Source organism: Paenibacillus nuruki (assembly GCF_001721045.1).
Taxonomy (GTDB): domain Bacteria; phylum Bacillota; class Bacilli; order Paenibacillales; family Paenibacillaceae; genus Saccharibacillus; species Saccharibacillus nuruki.
Genome location: NZ_MDER01000030.1, coordinates 148,877 through 173,259 on the forward strand (window position 1 = coordinate 148,877; position 24,383 = coordinate 173,259).

21 protein-coding genes are annotated in these 24,383 nt (G+C 37.9%); 11 read left to right on the forward strand and 10 right to left on the reverse strand.

All coding sequences use genetic code 11. From position 1 onward, the window contains the following. Genes PTI45_RS05280 through rfbH form a run of 4 tightly spaced genes read right to left on the reverse strand, consistent with a single transcriptional unit; the run spans position 1 to position 5,242 of the window. A complete protein-coding gene (locus PTI45_RS05280) occupies positions 1-1,776 on the reverse strand; it encodes a thiamine pyrophosphate-binding protein (protein WP_083243362.1) in 1,776 nt (591 codons plus the stop codon). Between the two features lie 20 nt (positions 1,777-1,796). Beyond that, on the reverse strand, positions 1,797-2,882 hold the full coding sequence (rfbG, locus tag PTI45_RS05285) for a CDP-glucose 4,6-dehydratase (RefSeq protein WP_245703427.1): 1,086 nt from the start codon (positions 2,880-2,882) through the stop codon (positions 1,797-1,799). Between the two features lie 12 nt (positions 2,883-2,894). Beyond that, complete coding sequence (rfbF, locus tag PTI45_RS05290; RefSeq protein ID WP_069326499.1) at positions 2,895-3,665, reverse strand: glucose-1-phosphate cytidylyltransferase; 771 nt, start codon at positions 3,663-3,665, stop codon at positions 2,895-2,897. Between the two features lie 20 nt (positions 3,666-3,685). Continuing rightward, positions 3,686-5,242, reverse strand: coding sequence for a lipopolysaccharide biosynthesis protein RfbH (gene rfbH, locus PTI45_RS05295; RefSeq protein WP_083243363.1), 1,557 nt, complete (start codon positions 5,240-5,242; stop codon positions 3,686-3,688). A gap of 276 nt (positions 5,243-5,518) precedes the next feature. Here rfbH and PTI45_RS05300 point away from each other — a divergent pair, with 276 nt between their 5' ends. The 6 genes from PTI45_RS05300 (at position 5,519) to PTI45_RS05325 (ending at position 11,856) form a co-directional block, all read left to right on the forward strand. Beyond that, positions 5,519-7,411 carry a glycosyltransferase gene (locus PTI45_RS05300; protein ID WP_069326500.1) on the forward strand — a complete coding sequence of 631 codons (1,893 nt, stop codon included), beginning with the start codon at positions 5,519-5,521 and terminating at the stop codon, positions 7,409-7,411. Between the two features lie 223 nt (positions 7,412-7,634). After that, positions 7,635-7,976 carry a zinc ribbon domain-containing protein YjdM gene (locus PTI45_RS05305; protein ID WP_069326501.1) on the forward strand — a complete coding sequence of 114 codons (342 nt, stop codon included), beginning with the start codon at positions 7,635-7,637 and terminating at the stop codon, positions 7,974-7,976. Positions 7,977-8,141: 165 nt separating this feature from the next. After that, positions 8,142-9,212: a bifunctional transcriptional activator/DNA repair enzyme AdaA gene (locus tag PTI45_RS05310; RefSeq protein ID WP_069326502.1), complete on the forward strand. Its 1,071-nt coding sequence runs from the start codon at positions 8,142-8,144 to the stop codon at positions 9,210-9,212. A 26-nt stretch (positions 9,213-9,238) separates the two neighbouring features. Then, positions 9,239-10,021, forward strand: coding sequence for an isocitrate lyase/PEP mutase family protein (locus PTI45_RS05315; protein ID WP_069326503.1), 783 nt, complete (start codon positions 9,239-9,241; stop codon positions 10,019-10,021). Between the two features lie 160 nt (positions 10,022-10,181). After that, a complete protein-coding gene (locus PTI45_RS05320) occupies positions 10,182-11,234 on the forward strand; it encodes an LLM class flavin-dependent oxidoreductase (RefSeq protein ID WP_069326504.1) in 1,053 nt (350 codons plus the stop codon). A 334-nt stretch (positions 11,235-11,568) separates the two neighbouring features. Continuing rightward, the gene (locus PTI45_RS05325; protein ID WP_069326606.1) at positions 11,569-11,856 is read left to right on the forward strand and encodes a hypothetical protein; all 288 of its coding nucleotides are present in this window, start codon (positions 11,569-11,571) and stop codon (positions 11,854-11,856) included. Between the two features lie 43 nt (positions 11,857-11,899). Here the strand turns inward: PTI45_RS05325 and PTI45_RS05330 are convergent, their stop codons facing one another. Next, complete coding sequence (locus tag PTI45_RS05330; RefSeq protein ID WP_069326607.1) at positions 11,900-12,712, reverse strand: SEC-C motif-containing protein; 813 nt, start codon at positions 12,710-12,712, stop codon at positions 11,900-11,902. Between the two features lie 252 nt (positions 12,713-12,964). On the opposite strand from PTI45_RS05330, the gene PTI45_RS05335 reads away from it, so the two are divergent. Continuing rightward, a complete protein-coding gene (locus PTI45_RS05335; protein ID WP_069326505.1) occupies positions 12,965-13,762 on the forward strand; it encodes a class I SAM-dependent methyltransferase in 798 nt (265 codons plus the stop codon). Between the two features lie 96 nt (positions 13,763-13,858). On the opposite strand, the gene PTI45_RS05340 is transcribed toward PTI45_RS05335, so the two are convergent. Further along, a complete protein-coding gene (locus tag PTI45_RS05340; RefSeq protein WP_069326506.1) occupies positions 13,859-14,740 on the reverse strand; it encodes an arylamine N-acetyltransferase family protein in 882 nt (293 codons plus the stop codon). A gap of 191 nt (positions 14,741-14,931) precedes the next feature. Between PTI45_RS05340 and PTI45_RS05345 the strand changes: the two genes are divergently transcribed. The 3 genes from PTI45_RS05345 (at position 14,932) to PTI45_RS05355 (ending at position 17,102) form a co-directional block, all read left to right on the forward strand. Further along, on the forward strand, positions 14,932-15,507 hold the full coding sequence (locus PTI45_RS05345; protein WP_069326507.1) for a GNAT family N-acetyltransferase: 576 nt from the start codon (positions 14,932-14,934) through the stop codon (positions 15,505-15,507). 86 nt (positions 15,508-15,593) lie between these two features. Then, on the forward strand, positions 15,594-16,535 hold the full coding sequence (locus PTI45_RS05350; RefSeq protein WP_069326508.1) for a helix-turn-helix transcriptional regulator: 942 nt from the start codon (positions 15,594-15,596) through the stop codon (positions 16,533-16,535). A gap of 63 nt (positions 16,536-16,598) precedes the next feature. Then, positions 16,599-17,102, forward strand: a complete 504-nt coding sequence (locus PTI45_RS05355; RefSeq protein WP_069326509.1) for a GyrI-like domain-containing protein — start codon at positions 16,599-16,601, stop codon at positions 17,100-17,102. A gap of 52 nt (positions 17,103-17,154) precedes the next feature. Here PTI45_RS05355 and PTI45_RS05360 read toward each other — a convergent pair whose 3' ends face one another. Beyond that, complete coding sequence (locus PTI45_RS05360; protein WP_245703433.1) at positions 17,155-18,675, reverse strand: diguanylate cyclase domain-containing protein; 1,521 nt, start codon at positions 18,673-18,675, stop codon at positions 17,155-17,157. 208 nt (positions 18,676-18,883) lie between these two features. Continuing rightward, positions 18,884-19,738, reverse strand: coding sequence for an alpha/beta fold hydrolase (locus PTI45_RS05365; protein ID WP_069326511.1), 855 nt, complete (start codon positions 19,736-19,738; stop codon positions 18,884-18,886). A 262-nt stretch (positions 19,739-20,000) separates the two neighbouring features. Between PTI45_RS05365 and ypfJ the strand changes: the two genes are divergently transcribed. Continuing rightward, a complete protein-coding gene (ypfJ, locus tag PTI45_RS05370) occupies positions 20,001-20,843 on the forward strand; it encodes a KPN_02809 family neutral zinc metallopeptidase (protein ID WP_069326512.1) in 843 nt (280 codons plus the stop codon). A gap of 68 nt (positions 20,844-20,911) precedes the next feature. On the opposite strand, the gene PTI45_RS05375 is transcribed toward ypfJ, so the two are convergent. Both PTI45_RS05375 and PTI45_RS05380 read right to left on the reverse strand, forming a co-directional pair. Continuing rightward, positions 20,912-21,451, reverse strand: a complete 540-nt coding sequence (locus PTI45_RS05375; RefSeq protein WP_069326513.1) for a hypothetical protein — start codon at positions 21,449-21,451, stop codon at positions 20,912-20,914. Positions 21,452-21,793: 342 nt separating this feature from the next. Beyond that, positions 21,794-24,373: a winged helix-turn-helix domain-containing protein gene (locus PTI45_RS05380; RefSeq protein ID WP_069326514.1), complete on the reverse strand. Its 2,580-nt coding sequence runs from the start codon at positions 24,371-24,373 to the stop codon at positions 21,794-21,796. Positions 24,374-24,383: the final 10 nt, after the last annotated feature.

The window sequence follows — 24,383 nt, forward strand, 5'->3', positions numbered from 1 at the left end:
TTACTTGAGACAGTTCTCAGCATATTCTTCTCTGGAAAGAAAAGGATACATATCATCATATGCCATAGATTTCATAGATCCATCCGCCAACTTTTGTGAAGCAACTCTTGGAATCAATAACTGATTTGTTGGAGTTGTAATTTCACATATCATAGGACCTTGATAATCAATCAATTGTTTAATTTGTGTATCCATATCAGTTAAATTTGAAATTTTCATATATGCTAAACCAAACGTATCTGCTACTTTATCAAAGCTAGCAAATCCAAGACCAGATTCTGCGCTTTCTCCAATCATTCGGCCTTCCATATGGTTAATCTGAGTATGACGGATTAAAAGATAACCATTATTATTAAATAAGATAAATTTGATAGGTAACTTGTTATGACTAATCGTTTGAAGTTCCTGTAGATTCATTTGAAAAGAACCATCACCAGTAACACAATAAACTTCTCCACGATCTTTTGCCATAGAGACACCAACTGAAGCTGGCGTGTAACCCATCGTAGACAATCCGCCTGTAATAATATGACGCTGACCCCATTTGACTTTAAATGCCTGTGCATGCACATGAAAGCAAGAACCAGTATCTACAACAAAAGAAGTATCTGATTTAGCTTTCTCAGAAAATTTAGTCATAAAATGGTAGGAGTTAATACCTTCTGTTTCATCTAAATATTCCGGCAAATCGACAGGATATTTTGTTTTCCATAATTGCGTTTGTTGAACCCAATCAGAGAAATTAAACGTAACATCTTGCAAAGCGATATTTATTTTGTCAAAAAAGAGTTTGGCGTCTTCTTGAATCCTAATATCAGGTATTATAGAAGGTTTAGACAATTCGTTATCATCTACATCCACGATAATCTTTTTAGCATCTTGAGCAAATTCTTGATAATCATAACCAACCAGACCGATGCCTAAGCGACAGCCTACATTGATAAACACATCACAATTTTGAATGGTAAAGTTAGATGCACGATCTCCATAGGTTCCAGGTCTTCCAACAAATAAGGGGTGATCATGATCAATCAGATCCATTCCTAAACGAGAAGTAATAATAGGGATACCTGTTTTTTCTAGAAAGTCAAAAACACTTTGCATTCCTTTTGATAATCGAACACCGGCTCCAATTAATAAACAAGGACGTTTAGCAGATTTTAAAGATTCAATCACTTCTTTAATTTGTTGATCTGATATTGAATACTGTACAGAGACTTCTTTTGGAATATAATCCTCATACAGATCAGGGTCAAAAGTGGCTCCTTGAATATCTACTGGAACTTCTAGATAGACGGGTCCTACGCGATTAGTTTTAGCAATATGAATACATTTTTGTACTTCATATTTCACTTGAGCCAAATCATCTAACATCACTGCATATTTAGTAATTTTTTCAAAAATCGGAAGTGAATCAAATCCTTGTAATGGAAATTGACGTGGGCCTTTGATTTTGGCTAAAGATACTTTAGAATTACCAGCTACAACAATAGAGGGTGAAGAATCAATATAAGCTCCAGCAACGCCTGTAATTGTATTTAACGCACCAGGACCAGCTGTAACATATGCAACCCCCAACTCACCAGTATAGCGTCCATATGCCTCTGCTGCCATAGCAACAGCTTGTTCATGATGACAACAAGTATAGGTTTGTTCAGGATGTTGATATAGAGCATCTGTAAGATGCATAATCATCCCACCAGTAACCAAAAAAACATTCTTACCACCAGCTTCGTAGAGAGCATTAGTAATATAATCGGCAACTCTCATTTTCATTATAAATTCCCCCCAATCGTTTAATGGTTTTGAAATTCTTCAATTTGTTTTAGACAGACATCATACATATTTTTATTGGCAGTATATGCCAAATTCCATTCAATAATTTTTTGGAGCGCTTTTTGTAAATTCCATTTGGGATACCAGTGCAATAAAGAGTTTGCTTTGGAACAATCTAATTTAAGATACTGTGCTTCATGTGGTTGAGGAGTAACTTCTAATTCATAACCAGACTCTTGTCCCCATTGATTACATAATTCGTTGACAATCCATTTTACGGGTTTGACATCTGTATCATGTGGGCCAAAATTCCATGCACTCGCATAAGCAGTACCTTCAGTATATAATTTTTCTGCAAGTGTTAAGTAGCCATTCAATGGTTCTAACACATGTTGCCAGGGTCTAATAGAATGAGGGCTTCGGATCTTGATCGTCTCATTAGCAAGAATAGAGCGGACACAATCTGGAATTAAGCGATCTATCGCCCAGTCGCCCCCGCCAATAACATTACCTGCTCTAGCAGAAGCTATAGCTACAGGAGCTCTATTTGTTGAAGCATGATGTAAAAAGGAATCACGGTAAGCACTTGTAATTAATTCAGAACAGGCTTTACTACTAGAATAAGGATCATAACCACCTAATGGCTCATTTTCACGATAGCCCCAAGCCCATTCTTTATTTTCGTAACATTTATCAGTTGTTACGTTAATCACTGTAGTCACATCAGGAGATTGACGCACAGATTCCAGTACATTTACAGTGCCCATCACATTAATAGAATACGTATCGACAGGGTTATTATAAGATTCGCGTACTAATGGTTGTGCCGCCATATGGATCACAATCTCTGCTTTTGATTGCTGCATCGCTTGAGTTAGCGTATGAATATCTCTTATATCGGCAATAATACTTTTATGAATGAATGTATTTAGATTACATAGTTCGTATAAATTAGGTGTTGTTGCAGGCTGTAAAGCATACCCTGTAACTTGAGCACCCATAGCATGTAACCAAAGGCTTAACCATGAACCTTTAAAGCCTGTATGACCTGTTAAAAATACTTTTTTATCTTTCCAAAATAAAGGGTTTACCACTGATCTATTCACCACTTCCGTATATTAAGTTTTCCATGGTGCCTCTCCTGTTTTCCATAACTCTTCTAATAGATTTTTATCTCGTAGTGTATCCATAGGTTGCCAGAACCCTTCATGTCGATAACACATTAATTCTCCGCTTTGAGCAAGATTTTCTAAAGGTTCTTTTTCAAATACTGTATCGTCTCCAGCAATGTAATCAAAAATTTCGGGTTGCAAAACAAAAAATCCAGCATTAATCCAAGATCCATCGCCTTTAGGTTTTTCTTGAAAGCCTTTTACTTGATTGTCAGCTGTAATATGAAGCGAGCCGAATCGTCCACTAGGCTGTACAGTAGTTACGGTAGCTAATTTACCGAATCTTTGGTGTTCTGCTACTAATTTTGAAATATTGACATCAGACACTCCATCGCCATAGGTCAACATAAAGGGCTCATTACCGATATGATGTTGGATCCGTTTCACCCGTCCGCCTGTCATTGTATCTAGGCCAGTATTAACTAATGTTACTTTCCAAGGCTCTGCTGTATGATTATGCGTTACTAATTGATTATCATTTCTAAAATCAAAAGTAACATCCGATTCATGTAGAAAATAATGTGCAAAATATTCTTTGATATAAAATCCTTTGTAACCCAGACAAATAATAAAATCATTAAATCCATAATAAGAATATTGCTTCATAATGTGCCACAAAATCGGTTTTTGTCCGATTTCGATCATAGGTTTGGGTCTAAGATGAGATTCTTCACTAATTCGAGTTCCATATCCACCAGCTAATATAACAACTTTCATTGTAATGCTCCTGTCTTAACTTATTTTTGAAGCACAAAATCTCTAATTTTAGAGATCATATAGTTGATCATCTCATTTGTAAGTCCAGGATATACGCCTATAAGAAAACTATCATAGAGAATTTTATCTGTATTTTTTAATTCACCATGAATGCGATAATTCGCATATTGAAATGCAGGTTGTCGTGTTAAATTGCCAGCAAAAAGCATCCTTGTTTGAATGCGATGAGACTCTAAATAAGTAACAATTTCATTTTTAGAAAAATGGACTCCATCACGAACAGTCAAAATAAATCCAAACCAACTAGGATCGGAATTTACAGTGGCTCTTGGCAAAATAAAATACTCATTTAAATCTTGAAGACCTTCAAGTAATTGTTTAAAGTTATTTTTTCTAGCCTGCGTAAAAGCAGGTACCTTTTTCAACTGTTCTACACCTACAGCAGCTTGCATATCTGTGACTCTAAGGTTATATCCAATATGTGAATATGTATATTTATGATCATAACCTGCTGGTAGAGAACCAAGTTCCCAACCAAATCGTTTGTTACATGTATTGTCGCATCCTGATGGACACCAACAATCACGACCCCAATCTCTAAACGACTCGACTATGGTTTTTAGTAATGCATTATTAGTATAGACAGCTCCACCTTCGCCCATTGTCATATGATGGGGAGGATAGAAGCTAGATGTTCCAATATGTCCATGAGTTCCCGTTAGCTTACCGTTAAAAGTAGAACCTAAAGCATCACAGTTATCTTCGATTACCCAAAGATTATAACGCTCAGCAATTTCCATAACTTTATCTAGTTCAAAGGGATTGCCCATTGTATGAGCTACCATGATAGCTTTAGTTTTAGGCGTAATAGCATCTTCTATAAGATCGACCATAATATTGTATGTGCCCAGTTCGACATCAACAAACACAGGAATTGCATTATTTTGAATGATTGGTGCAACCGTAGTTGGAAATCCAGCAGCTACAGTAATAACTTCATCACCAGGCAGAATGCGCTTTTCTTTTAATTTAGGCGAAGTGAGCGCAGAGAACGCAAGTAAATTAGCAGAAGAACCTGAATTGGTTAACAAAGCATAACGTACACCAAGAAAATCAGCATATTCTTTTTCAAATTGTTGATTATATCTTCCCGCAGTTAACCAAAAATCTAAGGAGGAATCGACAAGACTACGCATCTCCTTCTCATCATATACACGTCCGCCATAGACTACAGGTGAGGTATCTTCATTGAATTGAGTGTTACGATCGGCATGAAATAATTCATAATAGTTTTCTACTTTAGATAAAATATCTAGTCGCATAACTTGTTCAAAAACTATTTTTTCTAATAAAGCTATCGTCTTCATTTGGTTTAAAGGCATCTTTATTTTTGAGCGAACATCGATATAATGAGGCTCTTTCCACAAATCATTAATTATACTCACATGGAATTTAGGAGAATACGTTTCTGGAGTATTTGTTGAGAGCGTATATACTTCTGCTTCGTTTTCTTGAATACTATAGACTAGTGCATATTGATTTTCGTTTATACTAATGATCGTACCAGGTTTTAACATTGCGCACCCCTTATAATTATGAGTTGTATAAATATCAGTTATTATTATTTTATTAATAAATTGACTGCAACAATAAATAAGAATATTCGTAAGAGATTCATAAGTAATTTAACGGCATAAACCTATTCGAAATGTAGGGTATTGCAGAGTAAGATTGTTTAAAAGTGAGTCCCTATCTATGGTTTTGAGAAAAGTGATTTCTAAAATTATATGTTATAAGTAGATAACTATTATAAAAATAGTGTATTCTAAATCTAAAAAAGGATGATGATATGAATGAACTCTTCTAAAGATTCTCAACTTAAGAAAATGATAGATAATGAAATTAAATATATAGAAGAAGAAAAGGCAGTAAAAACAGCTAATGAAATATATGATTTATATACTAAATTAGTTGAAAAAATAGAATCTAAAATGTATCAGAATTCTCCAAAAATTAAAGCACAAGTCTATGTTTCTTTTGCCTATTTTTTATTTAGTGTAGCTGAATATGATTATTTTTTTGAGATGCTTATTCAAGCACAAAATTATGGATATCCAAAAGATGAAATTGAAGAACTGTTATGGAGTGCACTTATTGAACCTAATCTACCCGAATTTAAAGAAATCTATAATGCTAATCTACAAATGCTAGAATCTCATTCATACATAGATAGTGAAAAGATACCTGCTTTTGAAGATTTACCTTTTTGGTTGCTTCCTAATGGAAATCAAAATGAATATTATATGTATCATAAAAAAACAAAAAAGATCCAAGATAAAATAATCTTATATCAATATAAATCAATATCTTTTGTACCTACTACTGATATGCTGGCAGATTATCTAATTGTTGAGAATTGGAACTGGGCAAATGTGTTCAGTTATGGGCATTATGCAAAAAAAATGAGAAAAGAATCTTATATTGTTATCAATGATATATTAAAAAGCTTTTCTTGCTTACAAGGGACTTTACTAACATCTTCTATGCTCTCACATATGTTTTTCTTCAATACATTAGCAGAGTTGGAGACCTATATTGAACATTCTAACTTGTCTCTGCCTCGCAATATTATAAATATCGATACACCTATAAATAGTATACAAAAAGTGTTAGATGGTATTCATAAAAAACGATTAATAAAAGAATATCGAACTGGAGATCGCATTTTATTAAGTGTCTGTATTCCTAGTTTTAATAGAGGGAATCGTGCATATCAGAATATTTTGAGTCTTTTAGAAACGTATTATGATGAAGAAATTGAATTCATTATATCTAATAACGGTACTCAAAATGAAACTAAATCATACTACGATAGAATCTCTAAGATAGATGATGCTCGATTAACGTATTTTGCTTATGAGGAAAATCAAGGTTTTGCAATCAATTGTTGCAAGGTATGTGAGTTAGCTAAAGGCGAATATATTATGCTCTTGAGCGATGAAGATTTAATTCGATTTGAAAATTTAGATAAAGTTATGAATAATTTGTACAACGCTAAAGATCAATTATCGATTATGAGAACTTCAACCTCTTCACAATTTAATTTGGTTAATGTACAAGCTAATGCTGGAAAAGAAGCATTAGGGAAGTTTATGTTAACATCTAACTATATGTCAGGCTTTATTATGAAGAATGAACTATTGAAGAAACATAAAGGGATAGAATATGTAAAAGAGCATTTGAGTACCAATAGTGCTTGTTTTTTCTATCCTCATATGTTTTGGGAAATTTTATTATGTCAATATGGAGCAGTAAGAAGTACAAATCTGTGTCTTATTGAAGAAGGTGAAGCCGAAAAAACAGAAGTGCCTGAGGTTCAAGTAGATGGTGGAGAAGTCCGTATTCCTTATTATGCTACATTTGAAGGAAGGCTTGAACAGCATAAGGGATTTGCACATATTTTTAAAGATTTAGAGATCACAAAAATAGATGTTAAATTTTTCAGGCACATGTATTTAATGCTGTCCAATAAAACTTTATTTTTGATAACCATTTCAATTAATACATTTTATAAAAAAACAGATATTGATGTTGCTCGATTATATGAGGATATGTATAATGCGTTAATTAACGAAGATTTGTATAACGAAATTTTAGGACCTAATAATTCAGGTTATAAAGAAGATCTCAAGATAATCAAGCAAAAGTATATTCAAATAAAAAATCAACTTAATCTAAACGAATAGTAGGAGTAACATTAGTTATAAATCTTAAATAATCATTATAAAATGATAAATATTGATTATTTAAGATTTATTTTATATTGGATATACAATAGTTTCTAGATATCTTCTAAATAAGGAAATAATAGTTACTCTTGAATAAAGATTTGTACAACTTCCAACTCTATGGCAAAATATAAGCATAAACAGGTTGTCAAATGAACCGAACGAATGGAGAAATGAAAAGATGTCAAGCTTGCCTAATTGCCCTAAATGTCATTCTGAATATACATATGAAGATGGTGATATGTTAATCTGCCCGGAATGTGCGTATGAATGGAATCCAACCGCTGAATCTAATCCAGCTGACGAAGAAAAAGTCGTTAAAGATGCTAACGGCAATATTCTACAAGATGGCGATTCGATCACGATTATCAAAGACTTAAAAGTTAAAGGCAGTTCTTCTACACTCAAAATCGGTACAAAAGTCAAAAATATCCGTCTGGTTGATGGCGATCATGATATCGACTGCAAAATCGATGGCTTTGGTGCGATGAAGTTGAAGTCTGAATTTGTGAAAAAGATTTAATCAGATTTTTTGGAAAAGTTGTATCTATAGCGATATAACAGCGATCAAGCTAAGCATTGTGCTTAGCTTTTTTCGTATAAAAAAATCAATGCCTGAATTTCGGCGATGAAGATATAGTCGGGAAATTATAATCAACGTATCCACTTCTTGTAAAGGAGCCTCTTTATGATCTCACCTGAATACCAGCAAGAGTATTACCAAGCATTACTTGAAAAAAAGACAGAATACGAAGGATTGTTCTATGTCGGTGTCAAAACGACAGGTGTATTTTGTCGTCCGACGTGTCCAGCGCGTAAGCCGAAATTTGAAAACTGTGAGTTCTATGCAACAGCGCAACAAGCATTACTCGCTTCCTATCGCCCATGCCAGCGTTGTCGTCCTTTGTCGCATCCCAATCATGTATCGGATGTGGTACGTCTGTTGGTAGAAGCCGTCGAAAAAGAACCCGAAAAGCGCTGGCGTGAAGAAGATTTTCGCCAATTGTCTGTAGATGAATCTACAGCTCGTCGCCAATTTAAAAAGCGTTTTGGAATGACATTTGTTGAATATGCAAGGGCTCGTCGTATGGGATTAGCACTCAAACATATTCGTGCGGGGCAGACGGTGATTGATACACAATTATCCGCAGGCTATGAATCGAGTAGTGGATTTCGAGATGCTTTTGCACGGATTATGGGTGCAGCACCGACCTTACTAACAGAAGATCGTATACTGAAAGCTTCCTGGATCGATACGGCACTTGGCCCGATGATCGCTATAGCAAGTGAAGAAGCTTTATACCTATTAGAATTTGTAGATCGTAGAGGACTAGAACGTGAAGTCGAACGATTACGCATCAAGACCCGATCGGCGATTATTCCGGGTATGACCGAACCGATTCGATTGATCGAACAACAGTTGAATGAGTATTTTGCAGGAGAGCGTACGACATTTACAGTACCGTTAGCATTATTAGGTTCTCCTTTTCAGCAACAAGTGTGGGAGCAATTAATGAAGATTCCAGCCGGAGAAACACGTTCTTATGCTCAGATTGCGATAGCGCTAGATAGACCATCTGCTTTTCGCGCGGTTGCTCAAGCGAATGGAGCGAATCCGTTGGCACTTGTGGTTCCTTGTCATCGAGTGATTAATTCCAATGGAGAACTGGGTGGCTATGGCGGTGGACTTACACGTAAAGCATGGTTATTGCAAAATGAACAAGCTCAAGTCACACAAGCTCAACGTAAAGAACAATAAACCCACATAGAAGGAGAGTCTGCTGAATGTCTACGCAAATACAGCAAGCACAACAATTACATGATCTACATGTGAAAGGAAATCCGCTCATTCTGGTCAATATCTGGGATGCAGGTAGCGCAGCTGTGATTGAACGTACAGGCGCTAAAGTGATTGCAACAGGTAGTTGGTCAGTAGCTACTGCACACGGGTATGAAGATGGGCAAGCGGTACCTTTTGCACAGGTGATGGCGAATCTTAAACAGATCAAGGACAACGTACAGTTGCCTATCACGATTGATATCGAAAGTGGTTACGGGGATACACCTGAACACGTCTCTCAATCGGTACAAATGATTATCGAAGCAGGCGCTGTAGGCATCAATATTGAAGATCAGATTATTGGTGAACAACGATTATATGCGGTAGAAGAGCAATGTGCACGTATAGTAGCTGCACGTCAGGCGGCGGATCAGTTAGGGATTCCTTTATTCATTAATGCACGTACCGATATTTTTTTACAAGCCGATCCGCTATCTTCGGTTTCTATGCAAAAGGAACATATAGAACATGCTTTAATGCGTGCTACAGCGTATGCGAATGCTGGGGCTAATGGATTTTTTGTACCCGGATTAAGCGATCCTTCTTCGATTCAAATGTTATGCACTCACTCTTCATTACCGATCAATATTATGCTTACTACAGACACCCCTTCATTGAAAGAATTATCATCATGGGGAGTATCCCGAATTAGTTATGGACCTTCACCCTATCAGCAAGTGATGCATACGTTACAAAAAATAGGTCAGGACGCATTATCCTATGAATGATTGCTTTTTTATTCTTCTTTTTATCTATATTTGTTATAAAAGACTTGATATTCATCTAAAAAAGGTTCAATATAAAGATATTACTTGTAAAGTTAGTAAATAACAAATTTATAGCGATATAGATAAAAATAAATAGAATAAGAAAGCAGGGAATTTTTCCATGGAAATAGGTATAAGCACATTTGTAGAAACTTCACCCGATGCACAAACTGGTGAAGTGATGAGTCATGCACAACGTATTCGTGAAGTAGTAGAAGAGATTGTACTTGCGGATCAAGTAGGACTGGATGTATACGGAGTAGGGGAGCATCATCGGGAAGATTATGCGGCTTCTTCACCAGCGGTTATTTTAGCTGCGGCGGCTTCGCAAACCGAGCGTATTCGTTTATCGAGTGCAGTTACCGTTCTTTCTTCAGCGGATCCTGTGCGTGTATTTCAAGATTTTGCGACACTGGATGGTATCTCGAATGGAAGAGCTGAGATTATGGCGGGACGGGGTTCTTTTATCGAATCGTTCCCATTATTCGGCTATGATCTGGATGATTATAATGAATTGTTTGATGAGAAGTTAGATTTGCTGTTAAAAATTAGAGCTTCTGAAAAAGTAAGCTGGCAAGGACAGCATCGTGCTGCTATTCATAATCTAGGTGTCTATCCACGTCCTGTGCAAGAGTTATTGCCAGTATGGATAGGCAGTGGAGGCAATACAGAGTCTGTGATTCGTGCAGGTATGCTAGGCTTACCGTTAGTCCTAGCCATTATTGGCGGACAACCTGCTCAATTCGCTCCATTGGTTGAGCTGTATTACAAAGCAGCAGCGCATGCTGGACATGATGCTTCAACACTATCTGTTGCTTGTCACTCCCATGGATTTATTGCAGATACAACAGAACTCGCTGTAGAGCAATTTTTCCCTTCCACACAACAAAGTATGAATAAGCTTGGTAAAGAGCGTGGATGGGGTCCTTATACACGCAATAGCTTTGATGCTGCACGTAGTGAGCAAGGTGCGCTTTATGTAGGTGATCCAGCTACAGTCGCTCGCAAAATTATTAATTTGCGTAAACAAGTTGGGATTACTCGATTCTTTTTACATGCACCCGTCGGCACGATGCCACATGATCAAGTTATGCATGGAATCGAATTATTAGGTAAAGAAGTAGCTCCACTGGTTCGTGCCGAAGTGGCAGAGTGGGAAGCAAGCAATAAATAAAGATCCCTATCACCTTCAGTAAAGCATCTATACGTAACCGTATATGTGACGCTGAAGGTTTTTTCCTATTTGTCACTATCATCTTTATCTATTGTACAATGAGCTATGGATAATTTCTGCGATCTGTTTCTGGGTATCTACAGCGGTTAATGGTATAATAAGAAGAAGTATGTTATAGAAGAAGTCATAGTAAGTATCTACATTCTATTTTAGATGTAGAAGTATGGTGCTTTCTGTTGGAATAGCTTACAATAACAAGATGTTTGCAATCGAACGAAAGTTATCTATTGCTAAAACCCAATATAGGAGTGGTCATTTGAAAAAGCAAAAACCGATGTCAATGGAAGATTTGTTGAAAGATTTGCAAGGGCAAAAAGAAGCACAAGGCGAAGGATATGTATCTTTAGATATGTTGTTTAATCCAGCGTTTATGAGCAAATACTCTAGTTTGAAAAGCTTTGAAGAATTTTTGAAAAAAGGTAACTTCCAAGCGGATACGCTAGATGAAATTCAGAATGTCGAAGGCGAACTATTTGATCGCCATGTGAATCGTGAGACTGATTTTAGCGATTGGAAATCCATGTTAAACAAAGCTAATGCAGAGTATACGCACAAGAAATAATTGAAAAAAAGAGCAACGATAGCTAATTATCGTTGCTCTTTTTTTATTTGCCTGTATATTGAGCCATTTTATCATTATGATCTTGCAACGAAAGTTCAAAGTTATCCAGATTACCAATATCTGTTGTGACACCGCCACCATGCTTGGCGTATAACACTAACCAGTACATAATCGGATATTGGCGTAGCGGACGGCGCTTCGGTCCAATCATCACATCAGCAACGCGTTCATATTCGCTCCAACGATCTGCAATATTAGACGTGATTTTGCGATGAGGCTTACCACCGGGAATATATTCGCATATTTTTTCAGGACGAAGACGTTCTTTCCATGTGCCATAAAAGGTATGCGAACTTCCATGTGTTCGGCAAATAAAGGGACGTACAGGATACACACGACAAGTCCCTTTTTCTGCATCTAATAAAGGACAAGCAAAACTATTACGTGTAGCATGATGACGAATCGCATCCAATTCTTCAATTGTATTTGTAGGATGGGCTAATGAAGCATACATTGGTGGATTCTCGATACGAAATGTTTCCCAATCGGTAGCGGCTTTGGCAAAAGCTTGTTGAATATCAGCCTGACTCCAATTGCGCTTCATATAGATCAATAACAATTCAAATTCCACTTGGGAGATCGGCACATAATCTGAACAACAAGCCCGGCAACCAGCCGAACAAGGAGGTTGCTGTACACTTGTCGCCCGATAATCTTCGATCGTCTGATCGACTTCTTGATACAGGTGATACAGATGAGCAGCACGACTATCCGGTGCAGCTGTTTTATGGCAATGTTTCAGCTTTTGCCCGCTTCCACAAAAGCAGAGTTGATTTCGAGAAAATGAATAAGACATTGTATCGGACACAGATGAAGTCACGTCCTTTCCTGTTGCTAACGTTCGGTATACATATAGACTATTATATCGCTAATTGGAAATGAAGTTCTAGTTATCGATGCCAATGAGTCATGATACAGATGATATACATCCAGCACTGATGGATCTAAATTCAATAAAAAGCGATAAAAATAACTACACCCATCAATAAGATGGTACGATAGGTAAAATAATATTTTTGCGCTTTATGCCTATTATGGAGGGTTTGTTATGGAATCATCGCAACAGAATAAGAATGCATGGAACAACGGTACGTATCAATCATGGGTTAACCGCTTTGGTACACCTGAGGAAGCGGCTGAGAAAATCAAACAAGATCCGCAAAAACGGATCGGGACTGCTTTTAAACATATGGAAGAACATATACAGGGCAAAAAAATCATCAATTTACTTGGTTCTAATGGCAATAAAGCGGTGGCTTTAGCGCTACTTGGTGCTGAACTAACAATCGTTGATTTCTCGGCTGAAAATGAGCAGTATGCTCAAGATTTGGCACGTGCCGCAGGCGTACCTTTGCAGTATATCGTGTCTGATGTGTTGCAATTGCCGTTAAATGAGCTTACCCATCAATATGATATTGTCTTTATGGAATTTGGAATTTTGCATTATTTTACTGACTTACAGCCATTATTCCATGTGGTATCCAGCTTGCTTGCTTCAGGTGGACGATTGGTATTACAAGATTTCCATCCGATCTCAACCAAGCTGATTACGTCCAAAGGCACAACCGCTAATATCCGTAAGCACAAAGTAACAGGCGATTACTTTGATACTTCATTAACAGAAAAAGCGGTCTCGTATTCCAAGTATGCCGAATCCGATCAAGCGGACAAAGACGAGCAAAAAGTGTATTTACGTCAGTGGACGATTGGTGAGATTGTGACAGCAGTAGCGACATCCGGTCTGATGATCAAAGTACTCGAAGAATTGCCTAATCAATCGTCAGAAGTGTTTGACAAAGGGATTCCCAAAACATTTACCGTAGTTGCAGAGCAATTGCATTCGTAATCAAAATACATGTATACAAACAGCAAAGCCACTCCCGACGAAGGAGTGGCTTTTTAGTCTTTTTTAGATATAGTATCTACGTTTATAGATAATGATTTACGAATAGCTTGGTAATCCTTTGGTCTGTTTCCATTGTTCATGTGCTTGCTGTACTCGTTTCCAGATATCATCTTTTTCAACAGCACTATAGCGGCTCAATGACTCACCGAACACATCATGTAATTGATCTATCCAGTCTTTTTGATTGGTAATTTCAGTATGCTGAACGCCTGTAACATCGATCGTTTTGAGCATACATCCACGTAATTCATGACTGGCATGTTCATCACGCTGACGCAAAAGAAACACATCAAACCATGGAGACTGCGCAGAGCGACTGTAGAATTCATGATTCGCTTGAAAAGGTTCGAGATCGGATACCACTTGATGATCAATATCAACACCGACAATCGAAGCACGAGCATCATGCTCTAACCGCCATCCTTTGGGATCAATACTGGAAGCAGCCACTTGATATTGAAAAGGAGATTGAGCATAAGCACCATAACTCAAAGGCAGTGGCGTATACGGCATATCACCTAGCCCTACATCAATAATCCACGGTTGAGTTATGCCTTGCTCATCTTCGATATGAACAGTTAACCCCAGATGAAACGAATTGATACGTGGCTCTGTTCCTAAAGGTTGTACCCCTGCACGATGCCAGTCTACCTGATAACCTAGAGAACGTAACAATGTACTGAATGCTCCATTAAGATGAAAACAATATCCACTTCGTCCGCTTAACAGTAAAGGAATCGATTGCTCAAGATCTATACTTGCCGGATGCCCTGTGAAAATATCGACGGTTTGCCAGGAAAAGCGTCGTATATGAGCTTGATGCAGTTGGAAGAGATAGGTTAACGTAGGGGGTTGAATGTCTTCGATACCTAATTGCTTTAGATACATTTGAATTTCTGCTGTAGATAATGTGTACATAGATACTCACCTCAATTATATTAAATGTAATGGAATTAGAATGGTAAAATAGGAAGAGTAGAACTATATGTAGTATACGAGAAGATGAGATACCTTGGGCGACTTAAATCCCCTAACTGTATCGGTACAGATAACACATAGAAGCATTTGTCCAACACAATACATCACCTAAAAGGAGTATACCGATCATTATGAGCGACTTATTTGCATTTGAACAGTTCCCCCAGTTAGAGACATCACGTTTTGTATTAAGACAAGCACAGCCTGAAGATAGTCATGATCTATACGAATTGTATGCGGATGAAGCTGTAGTTGAATATATGCCATTTACTCCATTTACATCGGTGGATGAAGCACTGGATGAGATGAAATGGTATACACGTATTTTTGCAGAACAATCAGGGTTACGCTGGATGATTGAAGATCGTGAGCATACCAAAGTGATCGGAACATGCGGATTTCTAGGATATGAACAAGAGCATCATCGGGCTGAACTAGGTTATGATCTATCTTCTGCGTATTGGGGCAAAGGGATTATGAAAGAAGTTGCTTTGCGTATTATTCAGTTCGGATTTGAACAGATGGAACTGAATAAAATTGAAGCCAAAATCGAACCGAAGAATCAAGCCTCGATCCGTCTGATGGAAAAGTTAGAATTTGTACAAGAAGGTCTACTTAGACAACATGAATATGAAAATGGGAAGTATGTGGATCTTGCAGTATTTGCTCTATTACAAAGTGAATATGTAGCGAAGACAAAATCGTAAGATATTTTGCTTTGCAAAAATCACTTTTGACTGCACTAGAAGATGTCGCGCTTTAATTGCCAAGCGCTAAGAGGTAAGGAGACATTATGAAAATAGATCGATTACTTGCGATCACTGTACTGTTACTGAATCGACAACGAATCAGCGCCAAAGAATTAGCCACACGCTTTGAAGTATCGACCAAAACCATTTATCGAGATATTGATACGCTCAGTCAAGCAGGTATTCCAATCGTTGCTCATCAAGGAACAACAGGTGGATTTGAGATTATGGAGCAGTATACGATTGCTCGTCAATTTCTAACCTTAAGCGAGATTGATGCGATGATCTCTGCGGTAAAAGGCATGACTACTGTATTTAATGATCAGATGTTTGCCACTTTACTGGATAAAGTGCAGGCGTTACTTCGACCGACAGATCGGATGCAGACACCGATTCAACATGCAGGCATTGTGTTTGACTTCAATCCGTGGGGGCAAAATCCAGCAACACGTGACAAAGTGAATCTATTGCGCGAAGCGATCACGAATACATACAAAGTACATCTACACTATCTCAATACAAATGGCATTGAAAGTGAACGAGCTGTCGAACCGTCTGCTTTGATTTTAAAAGGATATGTCTGGTATCTGCATGCTTATTGTACATTACGCGAAGAATTTCGCTTATTCCGCCTGTCTCGTATATTAGAATTAGAATGTACACAGGATTTGTTTAATCCACGGGCGATTCCTGATTGGGATCAGTATCAATGGAATAATAGCAACACTTATGAAGAACAACGGCAAAACGTAACGTTATTATTTGGCGCTCAAGTGCGCTATCGTCTAAATGATATGTTTGATCCTGATTGGATTTCGTTGCAATCGGATGGACGTATTGAAGTTCAAGGTGCTTTTATAATCGATGATTGGTTCTATAATATGTTATTGAGCTTTGGAGATCAGGTTCGTATTCAGACTCCTACGGAACTGATTCCAGAATTAATTGGACGAGCGCAAAAAGTCATCGACAGTTATTCTAACTAGACAGACTGTTGTCTATATTCCCTCTGTATACTTGAGATCAAAGAACAGAAAGAGGGATGAATAATGAATACAGTAGCGACAACGACGATTATCGACTTACCTGCTTTTGTCGTACATGGGATGGGTACACGCACTACGAATGTAGATGAATTAGGAATGGCTAATGCTCGCTTACCGCAGTTATGGGCATCCTACTTACATGATAAAGCCCAGCATCCTTCGGCATCTTCGCAGCATGCTCCAACCTATGCGCTGTATACCGATTATGAAAGTGATGCTAACGGGGCGTATACGGTGGTGATCGGGCAACAAGCAGACGATCATTTGGAGCAACCGATCACCAGACAACGGCAATTAGAGATCACAGTCCCTGCTAGCCGGTATATGGTATTTACGACATCGAAAGGGCCTGTATTTGAGACAGTAGCTCAGACATGGGGCACGATCTGGAATTATTTTGAACATGCTTCTGAAGTGCGGACATATACAGGAGATTTTGAAGTGTATGAATCGACAGCCAATCCAGAGCAAGCAGAAGTGAAGATTTATATTGCAATTCAATCCTAGAAAGTATGTAAGAAAACCCGTTTATATCACAATCAGGTGATATAAACGGGTTTTATATTTTCAATTTACGTTGATGCTTATTACGATACATCGCTTTGTCTGCATGGTTCAATAGAGTATCGACATCTGTACCATCTTGCGGATAGATACTGGCTCCAGAACTCATTGAAATCGCTAATGTATCTTCTCCATATACAAATTGAGCTTGAGCGAATAGGGTATTGATCTGATTGAGAATTTTCTGTACTTGAATCTGGTGTTCGACAGGATGAATAAATAGAACAAATTCATCGCCTCCTAGACGTGCCACCATACCTGTATTTCCAACAGCTTGTTGAATAAGCTTGGCAGTATGCTGAAGCATCTCATCACCAGCTTGATGTCCATACCGATCATTGGTTTCTTTAAAATAATCGAGATCGATTAGAATAATAGCCAGTTGTTCTTGCTGTTGTTGAGCTTTGACCATACATTTTTCTAACTCTTGATAAAAGTAACGACGATTAGGAAGTTCTGTTAAAGAATCGTGATATGCAAGAAAAGCGATTTGGCGTTGTTGCTCTTTTTTGATCGTAATATCACGCATAATAAGAATCACATGATCTTCATGATCCACAACGACATAATCCCCTTTGACCAGAATATCGATCCATTGCTCACCATTCCAGATTTTCGTCTCCATATCAATAATGCCTTGCTGTTGTTGGAGCTTCTTCCATAGTTCCTGACTTGCTATCGTATTCAAGTTGGTAATATCCAGATCGACAAATGAGAAGAGCTGTCTAGCACTTGGATTCGCTTCTTTGATCGTACCAGATCGACGTGCTAACAGAATCGCTGCTGGATTCATATCAAATAACTTTTTGTACCGATGGTGATTAAAATTTAAAAATTCGTACTTTTTCATGGCGACTTGTAATGTAAAACACCAGATCAATCCACCATACAGATACGGATAAGGCGGAAGTTTCTCACCAAATTGGAAATATCCAAAAAAGGCAATCCAGCTCAAGGATAGAATCATACCGTATCGCAACACTCGATAGATCGCCTGATGTTCAGAAGAACGATTCGATGCTTGATAACGGGAAAGAAAGACAAGTGAAGCAACACTGATCAGAATACTTGCAGTAAGGGCAGCATAATAAGAAGTATTATAAACAGGCAATTTCCAGATCCCTGCTGCGACAAATTGTTGTGAAGAAATATACTGTGTATCATTGATAATCCCTAACGGAATAATAAGGAGAGGAAGATAGAAAATATACGGATACAACCATTTCGGCATTTTGCGATACGTGCCAGAAATCTTGACGATAAAATGAAAACCCAACCCGGGTAAAATAATACCTATATTGGCGAACCAAAAAGCGGACAATACTGAACTATATTCAAGCGGTAATTGATAACGAACATACTCTTCTAAAAAAAGTAGAAAGTAACATCCGATCGCAATACTCACCAAGCGATGTTCTGACTTTTTGGGATTACGTAACAAGACATCAATACCCATATAGAAAAAGAATAGCATCGGTAAAACATAGAGAACAATAGGAATTAGGGGTTCTAACACATTCAAACGTATATATCTCCTTTCCAATAGATTTAGAAGCAGAAGCCAACAGTGTATACCTGCTACACATACCTATTGTTCAATTAAAAATGAATAAGAGATACTATGTATAATATCGTCATTATGTGTCAAAAAATAAGCAGAAAAAAAGCTGACGATCATAACTGTATATCGCCAGCGTTTCTTTCTGTATCTATATTAAAATGACTTATAGATTATGGCTTGCTACGCCTGAGTTATTATTGCCACCAGACATTTGATTCAGGAACAATAATAACTCTGAATTAAACTTCTCTTGCTCATCAAACATCATCGCATGACCGCTATCTTCAAACGCTACAAGGCGTGAATTAGGAATACTTTGTTGTGTTAATTCTGCTAACTTAGGATCACAGATTTTATCTTTTTGACCCTGAAAAATGACTGTCGGTACATTGATATGTGGCAAGTCTGCACGTAGGTCTTCATCACGTAGAGATTCTGCGGCTTTGATCGTGCCATGATTAGACGCTTGGAAACACAATAATTCTAACCATACCATCAGCGCTGCTCTAGACTTATGATGGGTAAATTTCAGACCAAATTGAGATAGCATTTTTGGACGATCTTCGTACGTCGGAATAATCAGTTGTGCATTCAGGTCTTCCTTCGTCATGTTATATTCAAAATCAGGACGCTGTGTAAATACAGGCGTTGCAGAACCCATCAATGCAAGGTGAGAGATGCCTTTTCCTTGATGACGTGCCATGTAACGAGTAGCCACTGCTCCACCCATAGAGAAACCAATCAATGCAGCGTTTTCAATCTGAAGCTCATCAATAACAGCTTTGAGATCATCTGCCATCCGGTCAAAAGAATAACTTTCCCACGGTGCATCCGATTTACCAAATCCACGGAAATCCATCCCGATACAGCGATATCCTTCTTTAGGCAAGATAGAGTATTGATATTCAAACATTTGACTGTTAGCTGGCCAGCCGTGTAAAAATATAACAGGAATCCCTTCGCCAATATCTTCTACATAGATTTTTACATGATCTTCTACTTGTATATAACGTCCCATATCTGTCGCCTCCTGATGTGTAAGTGATTGTTACTGTATTAAACATATTTATTTGAAAAAAAACGCTATATTGCAAGATTAACTTTATTATGTAAAACAAATTTCTAAAAATCAGCGGGAAGATCATCTATGTAGATCCATACTAAATAAATAATTTATAGAGCGTAAACCAGAAAATTGGGATGTCCTAATTCTTTTGGGGTATATCATGTATACATACGTTAAAGCAAACGGTTTGGATCAGTCATTAGGGGGCAAAAAGATGAAGTTGCAAGGTAGAAGAACAAGTTCCAATGTAGAAGATCGCAGAGGTAAAGGCGGTAAAACGATTATTGGTGGAGGAATCGGCGGGATTATTATTATTTTGATTGTGACGTTATTAGGAGGCAATCCTAGTGAATTATTGAACGGTACGACGTCGACAACGACCGAATCATCTGCACCCTATCAGGCAACCGCAGAAGAACAAGAGTTAGCGAATATGGTATCTGTAGTCTTAGCAAGTACAGAAGATGTCTGGACCGCCCAATTTAAAAAGCAAGGATTAACGTATAAGAATCCTACACTGGTACTGTATAACGATAGTGTTAATTCAGCTTGTGGTACGGCCAGTTCAGCAGTAGGGCCTTTTTATTGTCCGGGGGATCAGAAGCTGTATATTGATCTCAGTTTTTATGATGAACTTCAGCAAAAGTTCAAAGCACCCGGTGATTTTGCCATGGCTTATGTGATTGCACATGAAGTAGGTCATCATGTACAGACACTACTTGGAACTATGGATAAGATTCAATCTACCCGTCAAAATATGAGCGAAACGCAATACAACAAAGTGCAGGTTAAGTTAGAGTTGCAAGCCGATTATCTGGCAGGTGTCTGGGCACATGATGCGCAAGGAACGAACCTGTTAGAAGAAGGTGATCTCGAAGAAGCGCTCACCGCAGCAAGCGCTGTTGGTGATGATACCCTTCAGAAGCAAGGACAGGGATATGTTGTACCAGATAGCTTTACACATGGTACATCAGAACAGCGCAAACGTTGGTTTTATAAAGGATTTGAGTCAGGCACGATCGCAGGTGGAGATACCTTTAATGCAAGTAGCTTATAAATAATTCAAAAAAAGTCTGGCAACAGGTTCTCTTTACCGAGGTAGAGAAATCCTGTTACCAGACTTTTTTATTGTTGTCCTTGTATAGCATGTTGTTTGCTATGTAAGTTCATAGCATAATGATAAAGTTGTTGGAAAGGAACCCGATATTCTTCAATTAATCCTTGTGGAGTGGCTAATGTAGAAGTCTTTTTCGCCAGCTTGGAACATAATCGCTGTAATGAAGGTTCAGAAGCAATCCAGAAGCGAACTTCTTTGATCCCCCGTCCAGACTGATCAATATGTTCTACTAAATGTTGCAGAGCATGTGTAAACATTTTAGTTTTGCGATATTTAGGGCTGAAAATAATAGACTGAATCTGTATAACGTCGGTGTTATAGTAAGCATCTTCAGCAGTTCCATACAAGTAACTCCAAGCCCCTACCACTTCCTGATAAGCATCCAGACTGATAAAACATTCCTCTTCCAAAAGCAGTGGAAACGGCGTAAAACCAAGTGTGAATAATAAAGGATGAGGCGTAGGAAGTTTCACATGATTTTCCAAAACAAAGGTCATATATTGTTCTTGATACATAGCGTTGGAACAGACTTGCATACGATAGTTCATCATAAACGACTCCTTTGTGTATAAAGTAATGCTGACATAAATAACAACCATATCCCTTGGCTTCTAAGCTGAAAATAAGAGAAAAAGACCTCGATGTAATCTGCCGAATCGAGGTCTACAAAGATATGATGGGAGGAAACCGTTCGGATAGGTGTGATCATAGAAGAGATTCGAAAGATAACAGAAGATTTTATATTTAATGTCAATTATTCTCCCATGATCCGGGTTGTTTTTATTGTAGCAAACCAAGAAGTACGCATCTATTAACTAAAGTTAACTTCAATAGATTTTTATGACAGAGGAGTCACTTTTTTATGAAGTGCTATATATCATTTCATCAGATTAAGATTCTGAAAACAATTCCAATTCTTGTGATTTGAGCAGAGCTTGTACACGAGAAGTCACTTCAAGCTTGTTGTATATTCGGTTGATGTATACTTTGATCGTACCGATGGTGAGTCCTAATTGATCTGCAATTTGTTGATTGGAATGACCTTGATGGATCAGCTTAAGCACTGCTAATTCTTTGGGTGTTAATGCTTCGATAAGATGAGTAGTTGTTGGAAAAGGCACTTTGCCTTCTGCTTCTAACACACGTAGTAACTTGGTAATATAATCAAGCATCGTTGGATGGTTGGCTACGCTACGGGTATGGCTTAACTTTTGCAATAAGATATAGACAATATCGCCTTCATCTACAAATGTCCGTATATAGTCAAAAGGCAGTACTAATTCGATCGCTTGCTGAAGTAATAGCACAGCAGTATCGGTCTGTCCTTTACGATAAGTACAAATAGACTGAAGCACAATAGACGTACATTCAATATGAATCGCATGTTCATTTTCCGCTAAAAAACGAATCGAAGATAAGATTTCTAAAGCAGTATTGTATTCTTTTTTGACCATAAGTACACGTGCTAATACTGTAAATGCTAGAGCTTGATCTAAAGAAACACGATGTTGTGGTGTGATCGCAATCGAATCGAGTGTATTAACCGCTTGCTCGATGTTGCCTTCGTATAGGTCTATCCATGCACTAAAAGCATAGAGATGTTTGCGCCAGTTATGATGTGCACTTTCTTCAAGCAGTTGCAAAGTGTTTTCCAGAATCGTCCGCGCTGTAATATACTGCTTTTCTTTTAGTTTCAACTTAATAGTCGTTAAGCGAAAAGGAACCAGTATTCCGGGAACCATACGGTAACTTTCTTGTTTGGATACCACTTGCAACCAGTGCATACAGGTCGTCAGATCATTGCGTTCATAAGCCCCTTCCGCAATCGCTTGCATAATATACTGACAGAGTAGGGACTGTTCTCCATGATGTTGAGTAAGAAAATGTACCATTTCTTTGCCGACATTGGCTGTTTGTTGGTTGAGCAGACCTTTCAGACCAAAAGCTGTATTTCGAACAAAAGGTTCACTTTTGTTATAATTAAAGTTGAAAAAAACCGATTCTTGAGGTAATTCGCGACCTGCATGATGCATAAAAGAAAACCATTCATCAAAGTTACGCGAGACAAAAATCATATTGGTTTTGACCAGAAATAAAATACCTAGATGCTTAGAAGCACTGCCTGTAAGACCTAGCTCTTGTATACGTTGCTCGCAAGCTTTGAGTAACTGTGCTGATTCTTCAAAACGATCTGTAATACTCAAAATAAAAGCATGAATCAAACACAGTTTAATCGTACATTCGTAGTCATCAGGGAACAAGGTGAACCAGTGCAGTAACGTATCCAGTTCACCTTTGCCTAGCCATTCTTCAATATGTTCATCTATTAATTGAGAAGCTTGTTCATAGTTATGCGCGATCAAAGAATGATCGATCGCTTCTTCGATCCAATGACGATCTTTGTAGAGTTGACTGGCTTTTTGATGCCCTTCGATCCACAGCGATTCAGACGATTGACGTAATACATTTTGCACAAATTCAGCAAACAAATGATGGTACCGATACCATTCTCCTTCTTCATCGAGCGGAATCAGAAATAGAGTCAATCGTTGCAGACGATGTAGTTTATCCTGACTATCACTGAGCCCGGTAAGTTGATCGCAGAGTTCAGCATTGATGCGCTTCAAAATCGAAGTCTGTAACAAAAAAGATTGCAGTTCTTCGTCTAACCGACTCCACACTTCTTGAAATAAGTAATCAGCAATATTACGATGCTTTCCATTAAAATCTAGAAAAAAGCGATGCTGATCATCACCTTGTTGAATTGAAATCAAAGCCAACTGAATACCGGCAATCCAGCCTTCAGTCTGTTCAACAAGCATATGAATCATTTCTGAAGGTAATGAATAGCCCATCGTTTGCTTGCAAAATAAAGATACTTCTTCTTCTGAAAAAGCCATTTCGCCAGCAGCTATAATATTTAATTGTTGTCGTACCAACCATTTGCCGATATGTACAAAAGGAAGAGCATGACGAGAAGAGATATACAGATGCACATGCCTCGGTAAATAGTCGATGAGATACGAAAGACTGTTGTGAATATCCGGACTTCGAATAAAGTGATAGTCATCCAAAATGATCGCTAACGGTTGCTCTACTTTTTCTAATTCATAAATAAACATATCGATAAAAGAAGTCATTCCGCTTATGGATGAACTGGACAATAGCGGTAACAATCGTTCTTCCAGATCAGGAATCCGATAACAAGATAACGAATAGATAACATAACGCCAGAATCTGCGCTGATCGTTATCTCGTTCATCTAATGATAACCACGCATACGGTTGTTTTTTCTCATATAGCCATTGTCCAAGCAGAGTTGATTTGCCGCTACCTGCTGGCGCATACACCATATTGACTCTAAAATTCATGCCTTGTTCTACACGATGAATCCATTCGGGACGGTCGATCGTATAGGTTCGAATCATCGGTTTAGAGACTTTTGTTTTTAACAATATAGAACTTTCCATAGATCCCGTC

Coding starts and splice junctions, on each gene's coding strand:
- PTI45_RS05280 (WP_083243362.1), bottom strand. CDS start 1,776: ATGAAAATGAGAGTTGCCGATTATATTACTAATGCTCTCTACGAAGCT.
- rfbF (WP_069326499.1), bottom strand. CDS start 3,665: ATGAAAGTTGTTATATTAGCTGGTGGATATGGAACTCGAATTAGTGAA.
- rfbH (WP_083243363.1), bottom strand. CDS start 5,242: ATGTTAAAACCTGGTACGATCATTAGTATAAACGAAAATCAATATGCA.
- PTI45_RS05300 (WP_069326500.1), top strand. CDS start 5,519: ATGAACTCTTCTAAAGATTCTCAACTTAAGAAAATGATAGATAATGAA.
- PTI45_RS05305 (WP_069326501.1), top strand. CDS start 7,635: ATGTCAAGCTTGCCTAATTGCCCTAAATGTCATTCTGAATATACATAT.
- PTI45_RS05310 (WP_069326502.1), top strand. CDS start 8,142: ATGATCTCACCTGAATACCAGCAAGAGTATTACCAAGCATTACTTGAA.
- PTI45_RS05315 (WP_069326503.1), top strand. CDS start 9,239: ATGTCTACGCAAATACAGCAAGCACAACAATTACATGATCTACATGTG.
- PTI45_RS05320 (WP_069326504.1), top strand. CDS start 10,182: ATGGAAATAGGTATAAGCACATTTGTAGAAACTTCACCCGATGCACAA.
- PTI45_RS05325 (WP_069326606.1), top strand. CDS start 11,569: ATGTCAATGGAAGATTTGTTGAAAGATTTGCAAGGGCAAAAAGAAGCA.
- PTI45_RS05330 (WP_069326607.1), bottom strand. CDS start 12,712: ATGTCTTATTCATTTTCTCGAAATCAACTCTGCTTTTGTGGAAGCGGG.
- PTI45_RS05335 (WP_069326505.1), top strand. CDS start 12,965: ATGGAATCATCGCAACAGAATAAGAATGCATGGAACAACGGTACGTAT.
- PTI45_RS05340 (WP_069326506.1), bottom strand. CDS start 14,740: ATGTACACATTATCTACAGCAGAAATTCAAATGTATCTAAAGCAATTA.
- PTI45_RS05345 (WP_069326507.1), top strand. CDS start 14,932: ATGAGCGACTTATTTGCATTTGAACAGTTCCCCCAGTTAGAGACATCA.
- PTI45_RS05350 (WP_069326508.1), top strand. CDS start 15,594: ATGAAAATAGATCGATTACTTGCGATCACTGTACTGTTACTGAATCGA.
- PTI45_RS05355 (WP_069326509.1), top strand. CDS start 16,599: ATGAATACAGTAGCGACAACGACGATTATCGACTTACCTGCTTTTGTC.
- PTI45_RS05365 (WP_069326511.1), bottom strand. CDS start 19,738: ATGGGACGTTATATACAAGTAGAAGATCATGTAAAAATCTATGTAGAA.
- ypfJ (WP_069326512.1), top strand. CDS start 20,001: ATGAAGTTGCAAGGTAGAAGAACAAGTTCCAATGTAGAAGATCGCAGA.
- PTI45_RS05375 (WP_069326513.1), bottom strand. CDS start 21,451: ATGAACTATCGTATGCAAGTCTGTTCCAACGCTATGTATCAAGAACAA.
- PTI45_RS05380 (WP_069326514.1), bottom strand. CDS start 24,373: ATGGAAAGTTCTATATTGTTAAAAACAAAAGTCTCTAAACCGATGATT.